Genomic DNA, 14385 nt, shown 5'->3' with positions numbered 1-14385 from the left:
GTGGCGGCTTGGACGCTCCTACAGTCGCCCGCCGGCCGGCGGCTCCGGTGGCCGGCGGCTCCGGTGGCCGGCGGGCACGTCTCACCGGCGGCGCGCCTTGCGGGCCCGTCTCACCACCGCCGCCGCGCCCAGCAGCGCCACCGTCGCGCCCGCGGCTCCCGCCGCCGTCGCGTCCTTGCGCCCCAGCCGCCGCCCGGCCACCGTGTGCCGCCCGGCCGCCTCCTCCAGCAGCTCGGCCAGCACCTCCTCGTTCGTCCACTTCGGCCGCCACCCGGCGTCGTGCAGCCGGCTGCCGCTGACCACCCACGGGTACATCGTGTAGGCGAGGTCTCCCGCGGGCGACGGCGTCAGCCCGATCCGGTGCAGTCGCGCCGCCGCGCCCAGCGCCACCGCGGACGGCAGCTCCATCCGCCGGATCCCGCTGAGCTCCTCGACCTCCTCCTGCTCAAGCCACCCGTCGCAGCCGACGGCCAGCTCCCCGTCGACCTTCTCGAGCACCGCGTACTCCAGCGCGCTGCACAGATCCTCGACGTGGCAGAACTGCCAGGCGGGCCGGGAACCGGCCACCACCAGCAGGCGCGGCGACTCGAAATACCTGGTCAGCGCGGTGTCCGTGCCACCGACCAGCACGGCCGGCCGCACCACGGTGACGTTCAGCCCCGGATGCGCCCGCGGCGCGCGCCGCGCCAGCCGTTCGATCTCCAGCAGGTCCCCGACGCCCGTGGCCTCCGCCGTGGCCCGCAGCTCCGCGTCCTCCGACAGCGGCAGCTCGTTGTCCGGCAGCGCCCCGTAGACCATCGCGGAGGTGCACAGCACCACCCGGTGCACACCGGCCGCCGCGGCGGCGGTCAGCACGGTCTGGGTTCCCCGGACGTTGTACGCCGTTCGGGCGGCGGCGTCCGAGCCGAGGTCGAGATCGAGCGCCAGGTGGACGACGACGTCTGCGCCGCGCAGCTTGTCGGCGATGGCGGGGTCCCGGACGTCCAGGATCTGCCACTGCGCCGCCTCGCACTCGCCGCGCCGCTCGTCGATGGCGATGACCTGCTTGATCTCCTCCGAGGCGGCGAGCCGCTCGGTGAGCAGCGCGCCGACGCCGGACGCGGCACCGGTGACCGCGACGACGGGCCCGCGCGCGGCGGATGTGGTTGAGTGGTTTCGCGCTGCGCGAACCTGCGGATCTGGGGAACTCACCGGGCGTCTCCAGCGGTTGTCTTCATACGAGCGCAAATGACGCGTACGTACCAGGTGGCATCCATCCTGCCGCAGGCGTTCACTCGGCGAAGCACCGAGGCCCGAACCGCTCGCGGTGTCTACGCTGGGTGGTGTTGTCGGGCAGTCGTGCCGTCGGAGAGAGACCGGCGGCCTTACCAGCCGAGGAATCCCGTGAGTGACACCCCATTCGGTTTCGGCCTTCCGCCGGAGGAGCCGGAAGACGGCGACGAGGGCAAGAAGAAGGACCAGCAGAGCGGTGGTGGTCAGGGACCGTCCAACCCCTTCGGTTTCGGGCTGCCCGGTGCCGGAGGCCTGGGAGGCGGCGCGGACAATCCGCTCGCTGCCATGTTCGGTTCGCTGAACCCCACCGACCTGGGCGCCGCGTTCCAGCAGCTGGGCCAGATGCTCTCCTACGAGGGCGGCCCGGTGAACTGGGACATGGCCAAGCAGATCGCCCGCCAGACGGTCTCCCAGGGCACCCCGGACGGCACCAAGGACGCCAGCGTCGGCCCCGCCGAGCGCAAGGCCGTGGAGGACGCGGTCCGCCTGGCCGACCTGTGGCTCGACGACGCGACGTCGCTGCCGTCCGGCTCGGCCTCCGCCGTCGCCTGGAGCCGCGCGGAGTGGGTCGAGGCGACCCTGCCCGCGTGGAAGGAACTCGTCGACCCGGTCGCCGAGCGGGTCGGCGGCGCCATGGGCGACATCCTGCCGGAGGAGATGCAGGCCATGGCGGGCCCGCTGATCGGCATGATGCGCTCGATGGGCGGCGCCATGTTCGGCACGCAGATCGGGCAGGCCGTCGGCGTCCTCGCCGGCGAGGTCGTCGGCTCCAGCGACGTCGGCCTGCCGCTGGGCCCGGCCGGCAAGGCGGCCCTCGTGCCGCTGAACGTCGAGGCCTTCGGCAAGGACCTGAGCGTCCCCCAGGACGAGGTGCGGCTGTACCTCGCCCTGCGCGAGGCCGCCCACCAGCGCCTCTTCGCGCACGTGCCGTGGCTGCGCTCGCACCTGTTCGGCGCGGTCGAGGGCTACGCGCGCGGGATCAAGGTCGACACGGCCAAGCTGGAGGACGTGGTCGGCCAGTTCGACCCGCAGAACCCCGAGGAGCTGCAGCAGGCTCTTCAGCAGGGCATGTTCCAGCCGGAGGACACCCCGGAGCAGAAGGCCGCCCTGGCCCGCCTGGAGACCGCTCTGGCCCTCGTGGAGGGCTGGGTGGACGCGGTCGTCCACGCGGCCGCCAAGCCGCGGCTGGCGTCCGCGGACGCGCTGCGCGAGACGCTGCGCCGCCGCCGCGCGTCGGGCGGCCCGGCCGAGCAGACGTTCGCCACCTTGATCGGCCTGGAGCTGCGCCCGCGCCGCCTGCGGGACGCCTCCCGCCTGTGGGCCTCGCTCACGGACGCGCGCGGGGTGGACGGCCGGGACGCCCTGTGGCACCACCCGGACATGCTGCCGACGGCCACCGACCTGGACGACCCGGACGGCTTCGTACACCGCGAGCAGATCGACTTCTCCGAGCTCGACAAGATGCTCGGCGAGGCGGCCGGCGGTGCCAAGCCCGACCTGCGCAAGAAGGACGAGAGCGCCGAGGACGGCAAGCCCGAGGGCGGCGACGACACCGAGTGAGCCTGTACGACGACGCGGTCCTCGTCCTGAAGGGGTACGAGGGCCAGGAAGACCTGCGCCAGGCCTACCTGGACCATCTCGCCGCCCACCCGGACGGCATGTGGAAGGCCTGCGAGGCGGGCCACATCACGGCGAGCGCGCTGGTGATCGACCCGGAGCGGGGACGGGTCCTGCTCACCCTGCACCGGAAGCTGCGCATGTGGCTGCAGATGGGCGGCCACTGCGAGCCGCAGGACGCCTCCCTGGCGGCGGCGGCCCTGCGGGAGGCGACCGAGGAATCCGGCGTCTCCGGCCTGACGCTGCTGCCGGGCGGCCCGGTGCGCCTGGACCGGCATCCGATCCCGGCGCCGTGCCACTGGCACTTCGACGTGCAGTACGCGGTCCTGGCACCGGCGGGAGCCGTGCAGCAGATCAGCGACGAGTCCCTCGACCTGCGCTGGTTCGCCTACGACGAGGTGGCGGACGTGGCGGACGCCTCCGTCGTACGTCTCCTGGAGGCGACCCGCGCCCGGCTCTGAGCCCGCACGCGCAAGGGGCGGCCGCTGTCGGCGGCCGCCCCTCGACAAGTGCTGTCAGCTCCAGACGTTGCCCTGGTTCTGACCGCGCGCCCCCTGCTGGCCCATGCCGAACTGGGCGGCGAGGCCCTGCCCGATCTGGGCGTTCTGCGGCGGCAGCAGCTCACTGGGCTGCACCAGTGCGAACCCGCTGCCCATGAAGCTGAGCTCCCAGCCCTCGCCGGTGCTGCCGCGCCGCCGCCACACGCCCGAGGAGTGCGTCTGGGCCTGCATCTGCACGCGCAGCCCGGTGGACCAGGCGACGATGGCGTCGGCGTCGCAGTTGACGTACTTGTCCGGGGTGACCTGCATCAGCAGCGGCGCCCCCGACGTCATCAGGGCGACCTTGCCCCGTCCGGTGATGTTGAGCTGGTACTTCCCGGAGCCGGAGATGCCGTAGAGGCTGTCGACGGCGATCACCTCGTGGTGCAGCGAGGAGTCCATGGCGAGGACGTAGGAGCTGTCGACGGTCAGCCCGTCCTGCTCGACGTCCATGACGTGGACGTGCTGGGCGAGGTTGGCGAGGTACACCGTGCCCTGCCCGTGGCAGCGCATCAGGTCCAGGCCCTCGCCGGTGTACGCACGCGCGCGTGCCTGGTTGTTGCTGCGGTACTCGGCGTCGAACTCGACGAGCCCCTGGTAGGCGACCATCGTGCCCTTGCGGGCCAGGATGTCGTCGTGGCCCTCCAGGGTCACGCGCAGCATCTGCGAGTTCTGCAGGCTCCAGCGTTCGGAGGTCTGCAGGTCGTTGTGGGCGAAAAGCGGGCTCTGCATGGCTTTCTGGCTCCCCCTCAGCCCCGGAACCGGAGGCGGTCGGTGCTGTCCTCACTGGGCTGGACGACGACGATGCCCTGGCCGGAGAAGGCCATCTGGTAGGCCTCACCGCTGCCGCGGCCGATGAGCGACTGCGCCTTGAAGCTGCGCTTGCCCTTCACCTTCAGGTTCGGCGACCAGGCGACCAGCGCGTCCGGGTCGACGTACGTCTCGTCCTCGCCGCCGCCGCAGTCGACGACGATGGGCTTGCCCCGGGAGGTCAGCGCGACCCAGCCCTGCCCGGAGATCTTCGTGTTCCACAGGCCCTGCCCGGCGAACTTCGCCAGCCCCTTCACCCGCTCCACGCCCCAGGACAGATGGGCGTCGAAGGCGAGCAGGTTGGTGGCGTTGACGGAGATGCCGTCGCCGTTCAGCTGGATGACGACGACGTCCGCGCCGTAGTCGGCGAGATAGAGCAGGCCGTCGCCGGAGCACTTCATCAGCGGGGCGCCCTCGCCGGTGATCCAGTCCCGGGCGATCTGGCGCACGGCCGGCGGGTTGGGCTCGTACTGGATGAAGCCCTCGTAGGCGACCATCGAGCCCACGCGCGCGAGGAGGTCGTGCCCGCTCTGCATGGCGACCTTCAGCATGTGGTTGCCGTGGTTCTCCATGCGCGCGGTGACGGGTGCGGGAGCGAAGCCCGCGAGCGGCTGGTTCATGACGGGCTCCTTCTAGACCTCGTACGGCTGGACGACGATGAAGTTGCCGGGTGCGCCCCGGAACTGCAGGTTGACGCTCTCCCCGGTGTCGCCCGGGTAGGCGTTGCGACGCATCCGCACCTGGCTGGAGACGATCACCTGGGAGGCGGCCGACCAGGCGACGACGGCGTTGCAGTCCGCGAACGTGGTCGGGGTGACCGGCAGGACGACGGGGGTGCCGTGCGTCTTCACGACGATCGTGCCGGTGCCCTGGAACTGCATGGTGAACAGGGCGCCGCCGGGAATGCCGTGGCCCTCGATGCGGCGCACCTCGTGCTGCAGGCTCTCGTCGAAGGCGAGGACGTTCTCCGCGGAGACGCAGATGGCGTCGCCCTGGAGTTCGATGGGGTGCAGGTGGGTGGAGTTCTCGGCGAGGAACACCTGGCCCTGGCCGGTGCAGCGCATCAACTGCATTTCCTGGCCGGTGGCGTTGCCGACGATCCGCCCGGCGAAACCGGCGCCCTTGTAGCTGAAGTCCACCTTGCCCTGGTAGAGCACCATGCTGCCCTGACGGGCGAGCACGGGCTGCCCGCCGATGCCGAGGTCGACCCGGATCAGCTTCTTGTTCTGCTGCGTCCAGCGCTGGCCGGTCGGCGTCTCCTTGAACCGCTGGAGCGCGGCGGCGACACCCGCTCCCTGCGGGGCGCCCTGGGGGACGCCGCCGTAGGCCTGCTGGCCCGGGATCTGGCTGTAGGAGGGCTGCTGGCCGTAGCCGGGGGGCGCCGGCGGCTGCCCGTAACCGGGCCCGGGCGGCTGCTGGCCGTAACCGGGCGGCGGGGCCGGGGCCGGGGAGTGCGGGGCCTGCGGCTGGCCGTAGCCGGGCGGCAGGGGCATGGTCGCCTGCCCGGGGTGCGGGCCGTGCGGGACGTTGGGTCCCGGGTAGGGGGCGGGCGGGGGCGGCGGCGGGGGTGTGTGCGGGTTGGCGCCGTGCGGTGTCAGGGGCGCGACGAGGGTGGGCTGCGCGTGCACGGACGGCTGGGGCGCCGGGGCGGGAGCGGGCGGCGGTGTGGCTCCGGGCGGCGGCGCGAAGCCCTGCGGGGCGGGCGCCGGGGCGGGAGCGGGTGCCGGGGTCGCGGCGGGGCCCGCGGGCGCACCGAACGCGGGCGGCGCGAAGCCGGGAGCGGCGCCGGTCTGCGGCTGCTGCGGGGGCGCGGCGGGCGCCTCCTCCTCGAGCACCTCGCCGCCGAAGTTCTTCAGCAGCGCCTCCAGACCGCCGTCGAAGCCCTGCCCGACCGCGGCGAACCGCCACACGTCCTTCAGGTACAGGTCGCCCAGCATCACGGCGCGTTCGGTGGAGAACTCCGCGCCGCTGAAGGAGTACCGGGCCACTTCCTCGCCGCCGGCGACGATCCGCAGATAACCGGGGCTGATCTGCGACATCTGTCCGGCGCCGTCGATGGTCGCCGTGAAGGACAGCTTCTGGATGTGCGGGGGGATCTTGTCGAGCGTGACGCGGAAGGACTCCGTGTCGCCCGCCTGGGAGCCCAGCAGCTGGACGGCCTCCTCCGGGGACTTCGGCTGGTTGAAGAAGACGAAGTACCGGTCGTCGGAGAGCCGTTCGACGGCGTCCAGACCGAAGCAGCTGATGTCGAAGCTCAGCCCGGGGGCGGAGATCTGCACGCCGACGTACAGATCCGTACCCGCGGTGAGGTCACTGATCCTGGCCTTGTGGCCGCGTTGGAATTCCCTGGGCATGCGTTACGACCGTCCCCCATCCCGAAGCGAGTGCGTCGCGCCAGGCTAACGGCAAACACCGACATCGGCTCAGGCCGGTACAGACCCGCTACACAACGGCCGCCGGGCCGCAGCACAGACGGCCCGCGCGATCACTCTCCGCGCGCGCCGGGCACCTGCGGCAGCCGGTCGGCCGCGACGACGCCCTCGAGATAGCCGCGGGCCCGCTCGGTGCGCGGATAGGCGTCCAGGAGCCTCCAGAAGTCCGGGCCGTGACCCGGTACCAGCAGATGGGCCAGCTCGTGCAGCAGGACGTAGTCGACGACGTACTCCGGCATGCCCTGCAGCCGGTGCGAGAGGCGGATGCTGCCCTCGGCGGGGGTGCAGGAGCCCCAGCGGGTGTTCTGGTTGGTGACCCAGCGCACGGAAGCGGGGCGGGCGCGCCCCCCGAAGTACTGCGCCGACAGACGCTCGGCACGCTCGGCCAGCTCGCTGTCGCCCAGCTTCCGCTTGCTCTCCTGGGCGGCCAGCTTGTCGAGCATGACCGTGACCCAGCGTCGCTCCTCCGCCTCGGACATGCGGGCGGGGATGAGCACGATGGTGCGGTCGCCCTCGCGGTAGGCGGAGACCGTGCGGCGTCGGCGGCTGCTTCGGCGCACCTCGATCGCGCTCGTCCCCGAGCCGGCGGGCGGCGGGCTCGTCGGCTTGCGCTGGGGCGCTCCGGCGTGGTGCAGGGGGTCGGCGGACACGCCCCGACGTTACCCGCTGCACACGGTGGAAGTCCCGGCTCCCGAACGGTTGTGTTCCGGCGCCCCACCGAGCGCCGGATTTGTACGACCGGGTGTGTACGACGATGTGCTGGATCGAGACGATGTGCTGGATCGATCCGTACGACCAGTACGACGAATCCCGCCGCCTGTGGACAACTTTCGGCGCCGGGCCGCGGGGCCGGGCATGCTGGCAGGCGTCGGCGGGGCGAGGACGCCCCCACGCCCCCGCCCCGTCGGCACCGGGGGCCTCACTTCGTGATCTTGACCCTGTTCGTGACCTTGTCTGTGACCTTGTTCGTGACCTTGTCTGTGACCTTGTTCGTGACCTTGTTCGTGTTCTTGTCTGTGACCTTGTTCGTGACCTTGTTCGTGTTCTTGTCTGTGACCTTGCCGACCTTCTCGGGCTACGGGGGCCTGTCATGCATCCAGTGGTGAAACCCGCGCTGCGGCGCGGCTGGCGCGATCTGAACACCGTGCAGTTCGGGATGACACCGACGCACGCCATGACGCTCGGCCCGGTCGACACGGCGACCGGCAGCTTCCTCGAACTGCTCGACGGCACCCGCGGGCTGCCGCTGCTGCGGGAGCAGGCCCCCCGCATGGATCTGCCCGCCGGCCATGTCGACCGGCTCGTGGAGCGGCTCGCGCGGGCCGGCCTGCTGGACGACGCGCGCGGCGGCGGCCGGGCCGCGGCGGCGCTGCGGGCCAAGAAGGACGTCCTCGACCGGCTGCGGCCGGACCTGGAGTCCCTGTCGCTGACGACGTCCGAACCGGGCGAGGCGATCTCGTCGCTCGCCGCCCGCCGCAGTCTGCGAGTACAGGTGCGCGGAGCCGGACGCGTGGGGTCGGCCGTGGCCGCACTGCTGTCCGCCGCGGGCGTCGGCGAGGTCGACGTCCGTGACACCGGCCGCGTCGAGCCGTGGGACGTCGCGCCCGGCGGCGTGCCCGTGGAGGCGGTCGGTGAGCGCAGGGACGAGGCCGCCCGCCGCGCCGCACGCCGCGCCGCCCCCGACCGGCCGCCGCGCCGCACCCCGCGCTCCCGCCTCGGGGACGACGAGCCGGTGCTGTCGCTGGTGATCATCGCCCCGCGGGACGACGTCGCCGTCCACGCGCCCGCCCCGTCCGCGGCGGACACGCTCGTCGCCTCCGGCACCCCTCACCTGTACGCGGGCGTGGTGGAGGCGACCGGTGTGGTCGGCCCCCTCGTCCTGCCCGGTGAGAGTGCCTGCGCGAGCTGTCTGGACCGGGACCGCACCGACCGGGACGCGGCCTGGCCCCGCATGATCGCCCAGTGGCGTTCCGGGCGGCAGCGGCCCGTGCGGCCCTGTGACCTCACTCTCGCCACCACCGTCGCCGGGCTGGCCGCCGCCCACGCGCTCGCCTTCCTCGACCGCCGCTCCATCGCCGCGGCGGACACTCGCTGGGAGGTGTCCTTGCCGGGGCTGCAGTGGCACGCGCGACCGGTGTGGCCCCATCCGGAGTGCCCCTGCGCCGCGGCCCGGCGAAGCCCCGCGAAAGCCGAGGGGGAACGGGTCTTAGAGGACGGGGAAGCGCACGAGACAATGGCTGTGCATCGGTCGTCGATCCGGGTACGCCGTCAGGCACGCGCGGCGCGGCCGGCAGGGACTTGGAGGGCGCATGTCTGATCTTCCTCGGAAGGCGGTCACCCGGACCGCCAAGCTCGCCGCGCTCCCGCTCGGCTTCGCGGGCCGGGCGACCTGGGGGCTGGGCAAGCGGATCGTGGGCGAGTCCGCGGAGATCGTCGGCCGTGAGCTGCAGCAGCGCACGGCGGAGCAGCTGTTCAAGGTGCTCGGCGAGCTGAAGGGCGGTGCGATGAAGTTCGGGCAGGCGCTGTCCGTCTTCGAGTCGGCGCTGCCCGAGGAGGTCGCCGGGCCCTACCGGGCCGCCCTGACCAAGCTGCAGGACGCGGCGCCGCCCATGCCGACCCGCACGGTGCACGCCGTGCTGCGCGAGCGGCTCGGCGAGGACTGGCACGAGCTGTTCGAGGAGTTCGAGGACAAGCCGGCCGCGGCGGCCTCGATCGGCCAGGTGCACCGGGGCGTGTGGCACGACGGCCGCGAGGTCGCGATCAAGGTGCAGTACCCGGGAGCCGGGGAGGCGCTGCTCTCCGACCTGAACCAACTGAGCCGTTTCGCCCGGCTGTTGGGTCCGCTCGTGCCCGGCATGGACATCAAGCCGCTGATCACCGAGTTGAAGGACCGCGTCTCCGAGGAGCTGGACTACGGCCTGGAGGCCCAGGCCCAGCAGGCGCACGCGGAGGAGTTCGCGGGTGATCCCGACGTGGTCGTGCCGGCGGTGGTCCACCAGTGCGAGCAGGTCCTCGTCACCGAGTGGATGGACGGCGTCCCGCTGTCGGAAGTGATCGCCGACGGCACGCCGGAGCAGCGCAACCGCGCCGGGCAGCTGCTGGCCCGCTTCCTGTTCTCCGGCCCCGCCCGCACCGGTCTGCTGCACGCCGATCCGCACCCGGGGAACTTCCGGCTGCTGCCGGGCGGCCCGGACGGCGAGGACGACTGGCGCCTGGGCGTACTGGACTTCGGTACCGTCGACCGGCTGCCGGGCGGACTGCCCACACCGATCGGCGACTCCCTGCGGATGACGCTCGACGGTGACGCCGAATCGGTCTATGAGCTGCTGTGCGCCGAGGGCTTCGTCAAGGAGTCGATCGACCTCGATCCGGAGGCGGTCCTGGACTACCTGCTGCCGATCATCGAGCCGGCCCGGGTGGAGGAGTTCACCTTCAGCCGCGGCTGGATGCGCAGCCAGGCCGCCCGGGTCGCCGACCCGCGCTCCCCCGCCTACCAGCTCGGCAAGCGGCTCAACCTGCCGCCCGCGTATCTGCTGATACACCGGGTGACGCTGAGCACCATCGGCGTGCTGTGCCAGCTGGGTGCGACGGTCCGCATGCGCGAGGAGCTGGAGGAGTGGCTGCCGGGGTTCGTCCCGGACGACACGACGGACGAGGAGAAGCCGGCGGCGCAGGCGTAGGGGCGCGCACCGGAGTCAGGACGGGCCGGCCCCGTCACCACCAGGAGGAGTCCAGGCGACCCTCGATGGCGCGGAGATTCTCCCGCGAGCAGGCGTCGCAGAAGTAGCGGCGCACGCCGTTCTCCACGGAGAAGGTCCACGTGGTGGGCTGGGGTTCGGTGGCCGTGGTTCCGCAGCGGGCACACACCGGAGGCCGGGGCTCCGCCGCGGAGCCGTCACCTTTGCCCCTGTCACCGCTGCCGGGAAGGCTCGTCATCCGGCGACGATAGCGCCCGGGCCGGATGATCGCCGGGTACAACGCCCGCGGGGGCCGGTCCGTGCGGGACGGACCGGCCCCCGCGGGGAGCCACGCCTCCCGGTACGGGAGGCCGCTGCTGTCAGGAGTGCCGCTGCGCGGCGCATGCGTGACGGACCGGCCGTCATGACGGACGGGCCGTCAGTGCATGACCGCCATGGCGAGCGCGCGGCGGGCGCGCAGCGAGGCGCGCTCGGCCCGGCGCTGCATGCGCTGGGCGGCCGCCAGGCGCACGGCCTGCCGGTCCTGCTCGGCCTCCCGCAGTCGCTCGTGCATATGGGCACGGGCCAGGGCTTCGGGGATGAGTTGCATTTCTCGGGTCCTGTTCTGGCGCGCGTCGGTCGCGCCGGCGGTGGTGACGTCTTCGATCGCGGAGCCGCTGGGCTCGCTGGTGGACGGCTTCATCGGGGCCTGCTTCTGGGGGTCGTGCGTGAGGGGGCGGTCGATCGTTCCTGCGATGGTGTTCATGCGTTGACCGGGTTCTTGCGCGGGCGGCCACGCGGCCGCTTCCGGGCGACGACGACACCCTGCACGAACAGCTCTCCACCCCAGACGCCCCAGGGCTCACGCCGCTCCTTGGCGCCGGCGAGGCAGGCCTCCATCAGCGGGCAGGTGCGGCACAGGGACTTGGCGTACTCCACGTCCGCGGGCGACTCGGCGAAGAAGACCTCCGGGTCGTAGGAGCGGCACGGGACGGGTACGCCGAGGTTCTCGATGGCGTCGTCGAGCGCGGTGAGCGCGGTGAGCGGGGTCAAGGGGTCCTCCGTGGAGCCGGGCTTGGGGATCGTGTCGGAAGGCGGTACGGACGGGGCGTGCGCTTCGAGTTGCACGGATCGTCTTCCTCGTCTGGTCGTTCCGGCCTGTTGGCCGGTTGGCGGCTGGTACCGGGTCTTTTCTTGTCCCGGGCCCCTTCGCTCTGCCGTCCCCGTTCGGGGAAAAACAGAAGGGCCGCGGATCCCGGATGGGGTTCCGCGGCCCTGAAGGCGCCGGCCTGATCACATCAGGCTGGATCACTCCAGGGTTCTGGCCCACGGAAGGCCCACATCAGGTGGTGGTGCGTCGTCTGCTTCCGGATACCGGCACCGGTCGCCGTAAAGGCATAGGCCTGCGCCTGTGCCGTTACTGCCGCTTCCAGTGCCTTGGTCGGTCGCTCATTGCGCTCGCGGACAGGAAGACCCGCGGGGGCAACGCAGGACGCCGGACGCACGGCACGGATGCCGGACAGACCGGTGCCCTGGATCGAGGCGCCGAGCATGCACAGGGAGACGGTCGAGCGATCGGTCATTTTGGCCGTGGTGCTGGTGTAGTTGGCGTTGATGCTGGTCACTGGACTCGCCTCCTCTCGGCGTCTCAAGGACTGGGATGAACCAGTCCAACGGATATGCAAGTACAACACGGCGTCAGGGCCTTTGAGAAGGCCGCTGTTCCCGTGCCTAAGAACCTATGGGGATTGCTGGGGCATGCGCAAACTATTTTTTCGACGAGTTCGGATCAGTCGTCGATCTCTTCTCCCGCCCCGTCCTCGCCCGGGTCGCGGCCTGCGCAGATGGCCAGGACGTCGGCGCCGTAGCGGCCCAGTTTGCGGGCGCCCACGCCGGGGATGCGTGACAGTTCCCGCTCGTCGTCGGGCACGGCTTCCGCGATCGCCATCAGCGTGCGGTCGGTGAAGACGCAGAAGGCGGGCTGGCCGCTGAGCCGGGCCTGTTCCGCACGCCAGTCCCGCAGCCGCTCGTACAGGCCCTCGTCCATGTCGGAGGGGCAGTCCTCGCAGCGCATCAGCTTCATCTCACCGGCGTCGGTGAGGGTGCGCCCGCAGACCCGGCAGCGCGCCGGGGTGCGCGCCCTGCGCCGCGGCGCGGGCTCGGCCGCCGTACGGGAGCCGCTGCCGAAGCCCCGCTCCACGCCGCCCGCGCCGCCCGCGCCGCCACGGCCGGCGGCACCGGACGAGCCGGGGCGCAGCCCGTCCAGGAACCGGCTGGGGCGGCGGTTGGGACGGCCGCCGGGCGAGCGGGAGAGGGCCCAGGAGACGTACAGGCGCTCGCGGGCGCGGGTGACGCCGACGTAGAGCAGCCGGCGCTCCTCCTCGATCTGCTCGTCGGTGCGCGCGTAGGTGATCGGCATCATGCCCTCGGCGACACCGACCAGGAAGACGGCGTCCCACTCCAGGCCCTTCGCGGAGTGCAGGGAGGCGAGTGTGACGCCCTGCACGGTCGGGGCGTGCTGGGCGCCCGCCCGCTCGTCCAGCTCCGCGACCAGGTCGGCGAGGGTGGCGCCGGGCCTGGCGGCGGCGAAGTCCTGGGCGAGGTGGACCAGCGCGGCCAGTGACTCCCAGCGTTCGCGCACGGCGCCGGAGCCGGCCGGGGGTTCGGTGGTCCAGCCCTCGCCGGAGAGGACGGCCCGCACCTGGGAGGGCAGGTCCACGGCCTCGTCGAGGGCGGAGTCGTTCCCGCCGAAGCGGGCGGCGCCCCGCAGGGCCATGCCCGCCTTGCGCACCTCGGGGCGGTCGAAGAACCGCTCGGCGCCGCGCAGCTGGTAGGGCACGCCGGCGTCGGCGAGGGCCTGCTCGTAGGTCTCGGACATGGCGTTGGTGCGGAACAGCACGGCGATCTCGCTCGCCGGGACGCCGGCGTCGAGCAGCTCGCGGATGCGGCGCGCGCAGCCCTCGGCCTCGGCGGGCTCGTCGGCGTACTCGGCGAAGACCGGTTCCGGGCCCGGCGCCCGCTGGGAGACCAGCTCCAGGCGGTGGTCGGCGGCGCGGCCGCTGGCCTGGGCGAGCAGGCCGTTGGCGAGCCGGACGACCTGCGGGGTGGAGCGGTAGTCGCGCACCAGCTTGACCACGGTGGCGCCGGGATGGCGCAGCCGGAAGTCGAGCAGGTGGTCGGGGGTGGCACCGGTGAAGGAGTAGATGGTCTGGCTGGCGTCGCCGACGACGCACAGGGAGTCCCGCTCGCCGAGCCACAGCTCCAGCAGGCGCTGCTGGAGGGGGCTGACGTCCTGGTACTCGTCCACGACGAAGTGCTGGTACTGGCTGCGCACCTGCTCGGCGATGTCCTGCCGGTCCTGCAGCACGGCGACGGTCAGCAGCAGGACGTCCTCGAAGTCGATCACCGCGCGCTGCCGTTTGATGTCCTCGTAGGCGGCGTACAGCTGGGCGATCTCGGCCGGGTCGCGCGGGGTCTCGCGGCCGGCCTTGGCGGCGGCGGCCGCGTAGTCGGCGGGGACGGTCTGGGTGACCTTGGACCACTCGATCTCGGCGGTGGCGTCGCGCAGCTCGCCGCGGTCGAGGCGGAGGCGGCAGGCGGCGGCCGCGTCCGCGACGAGCTGGATCTTGCGGTCGACGAGCCGGGGCATGGAGCCACCGATCGCTTTCGGCCAGAAGTACTGCAGCTGCCGCAGGGCGGCGGAGTGGAACGTGCGGGCCTGCACCCCCTGGGCGCCGAGCTGGCGGAGCCGGCCGCGCATCTCTCCCGCGGCCCGGTTGGTGAAGGTGACGGCGAGCACGCTGGAGGGCTGGAGGATGCCGGCGCGCACCCCGTAGGCGATGCGGTGGGTGATCGCCCTCGTCTTGCCCGTCCCGGCTCCGGCCAGCACGCACACCGGTCCGTGCAGGGCGGTCGCCACCTCGCGCTGCTCGGGGTCGAGCCCTTCGAGCACCGCGTCGGCCGAGTCCGGTACCTGCGGGAAGAGGGGGGAATGCGTTGCTGCTGTCACATGGCCATGCTGCCAGGTCGCCCGGGGCG

At 72.5% G+C, this 14385-nt stretch carries 14 protein-coding genes; 4 read left to right on the top strand and 10 right to left on the bottom strand.

The window, feature by feature from the left end:
- Positions 1–81 precede the first annotated feature (81 nt).
- Entirely contained in the window at positions 82–1191 is a 1110-nt protein-coding gene (locus tag ACZ64A_RS14245) for an SDR family oxidoreductase (protein WP_469810472.1), read from the bottom strand.
- A 192-nt stretch (positions 1192–1383) separates the two neighbouring features.
- Between ACZ64A_RS14245 and ACZ64A_RS14240 the strand changes: the two genes are divergently transcribed.
- The gene (locus ACZ64A_RS14240) at positions 1384–2832 is read left to right on the top strand and encodes a zinc-dependent metalloprotease (RefSeq protein WP_469810471.1); all 1449 of its coding nucleotides are present in this window, start codon (positions 1384–1386) and stop codon (positions 2830–2832) included.
- Complete coding sequence (locus ACZ64A_RS14235) at positions 2829–3350, top strand: NUDIX hydrolase (protein WP_469810470.1); 522 nt, start codon at positions 2829–2831, stop codon at positions 3348–3350. Before ACZ64A_RS14240 ends, ACZ64A_RS14235 begins: the two co-directional genes overlap by 4 nt.
- Before the next feature lie 54 nt (positions 3351–3404).
- On the opposite strand, the gene ACZ64A_RS14230 is transcribed toward ACZ64A_RS14235, so the two are convergent.
- From ACZ64A_RS14230 to ACZ64A_RS14215, 4 genes are all read right to left on the bottom strand, one after another.
- Positions 3405–4160 (bottom strand): AIM24 family protein, encoded by a 756-nt coding sequence (locus ACZ64A_RS14230; protein WP_469810468.1) that lies wholly within the window; start codon positions 4158–4160, stop codon positions 3405–3407.
- 17 nt (positions 4161–4177) lie between these two features.
- The gene (locus tag ACZ64A_RS14225; RefSeq protein ID WP_469810467.1) at positions 4178–4858 is read right to left on the bottom strand and encodes an AIM24 family protein; all 681 of its coding nucleotides are present in this window, start codon (positions 4856–4858) and stop codon (positions 4178–4180) included.
- Between the two features lie 12 nt (positions 4859–4870).
- Positions 4871–6592: a TerD family protein gene (locus ACZ64A_RS14220; RefSeq protein ID WP_469810466.1), complete on the bottom strand. Its 1722-nt coding sequence runs from the start codon at positions 6590–6592 to the stop codon at positions 4871–4873.
- Between the two features lie 131 nt (positions 6593–6723).
- Positions 6724–7320 (bottom strand): M48 metallopeptidase family protein, encoded by a 597-nt coding sequence (locus tag ACZ64A_RS14215; RefSeq protein WP_469810464.1) that lies wholly within the window; start codon positions 7318–7320, stop codon positions 6724–6726.
- Between the two features lie 440 nt (positions 7321–7760).
- Here ACZ64A_RS14215 and ACZ64A_RS14210 point away from each other — a divergent pair, with 440 nt between their 5' ends.
- Together ACZ64A_RS14210 and ACZ64A_RS14205 are read left to right on the top strand one after the other, a co-directional pair.
- Positions 7761–8987, top strand: a complete 1227-nt coding sequence (locus ACZ64A_RS14210) for a TOMM precursor leader peptide-binding protein (RefSeq protein ID WP_469810463.1) — start codon at positions 7761–7763, stop codon at positions 8985–8987.
- Complete coding sequence (locus ACZ64A_RS14205; RefSeq protein WP_469810461.1) at positions 8980–10350, top strand: ABC1 kinase family protein; 1371 nt, start codon at positions 8980–8982, stop codon at positions 10348–10350. Before ACZ64A_RS14210 ends, ACZ64A_RS14205 begins: the two co-directional genes overlap by 8 nt.
- 34 nt (positions 10351–10384) lie before the next feature.
- On the opposite strand, the gene ACZ64A_RS14200 is transcribed toward ACZ64A_RS14205, so the two are convergent.
- From ACZ64A_RS14200 to ACZ64A_RS14180, 5 genes are all read right to left on the bottom strand, one after another.
- The gene (locus ACZ64A_RS14200) at positions 10385–10606 is read right to left on the bottom strand and encodes a hypothetical protein (RefSeq protein WP_469810460.1); all 222 of its coding nucleotides are present in this window, start codon (positions 10604–10606) and stop codon (positions 10385–10387) included.
- A gap of 180 nt (positions 10607–10786) precedes the next feature.
- Positions 10787–11113, bottom strand: coding sequence for a hypothetical protein (locus ACZ64A_RS14195; RefSeq protein WP_469810458.1), 327 nt, complete (start codon positions 11111–11113; stop codon positions 10787–10789).
- Positions 11110–11475, bottom strand: a complete 366-nt coding sequence (locus ACZ64A_RS14190) for a WhiB family transcriptional regulator (protein ID WP_469810457.1) — start codon at positions 11473–11475, stop codon at positions 11110–11112. The genes ACZ64A_RS14195 and ACZ64A_RS14190 overlap by 4 nt, the downstream gene beginning before the upstream one ends.
- 170 nt (positions 11476–11645) lie before the next feature.
- Positions 11646–11930, bottom strand: a complete 285-nt coding sequence (locus ACZ64A_RS14185; RefSeq protein WP_469810821.1) for a hypothetical protein — start codon at positions 11928–11930, stop codon at positions 11646–11648.
- A 206-nt stretch (positions 11931–12136) separates the two neighbouring features.
- The gene (locus ACZ64A_RS14180) at positions 12137–14356 is read right to left on the bottom strand and encodes an ATP-dependent DNA helicase UvrD2 (RefSeq protein WP_469810456.1); all 2220 of its coding nucleotides are present in this window, start codon (positions 14354–14356) and stop codon (positions 12137–12139) included.
- Positions 14357–14385 lie beyond the last annotated feature (29 nt).

The organism is Streptomyces sp. NPDC104814, from assembly GCF_055583185.1.
The sequence above is the reverse complement of the archived record's forward strand: the minus strand, read 5'-3'. Positions and strand labels throughout refer to the sequence as shown.

Coding starts and splice junctions, on each gene's coding strand:
- ACZ64A_RS14230 (WP_469810468.1), bottom strand. CDS start 4,160: ATGCAGAGCCCGCTTTTCGCCCACAACGACCTGCAGACCTCCGAACGC.
- ACZ64A_RS14225 (WP_469810467.1), bottom strand. CDS start 4,858: ATGAACCAGCCGCTCGCGGGCTTCGCTCCCGCACCCGTCACCGCGCGC.
- ACZ64A_RS14220 (WP_469810466.1), bottom strand. CDS start 6,592: ATGCCCAGGGAATTCCAACGCGGCCACAAGGCCAGGATCAGTGACCTC.
- ACZ64A_RS14210 (WP_469810463.1), top strand. CDS start 7,761: ATGCATCCAGTGGTGAAACCCGCGCTGCGGCGCGGCTGGCGCGATCTG.
- ACZ64A_RS14205 (WP_469810461.1), top strand. CDS start 8,980: ATGTCTGATCTTCCTCGGAAGGCGGTCACCCGGACCGCCAAGCTCGCC.
- ACZ64A_RS14200 (WP_469810460.1), bottom strand. CDS start 10,606: ATGACGAGCCTTCCCGGCAGCGGTGACAGGGGCAAAGGTGACGGCTCC.
- ACZ64A_RS14195 (WP_469810458.1), bottom strand. CDS start 11,113: ATGAACACCATCGCAGGAACGATCGACCGCCCCCTCACGCACGACCCC.
- ACZ64A_RS14185 (WP_469810821.1), bottom strand. CDS start 11,930: ATGACCGATCGCTCGACCGTCTCCCTGTGCATGCTCGGCGCCTCGATC.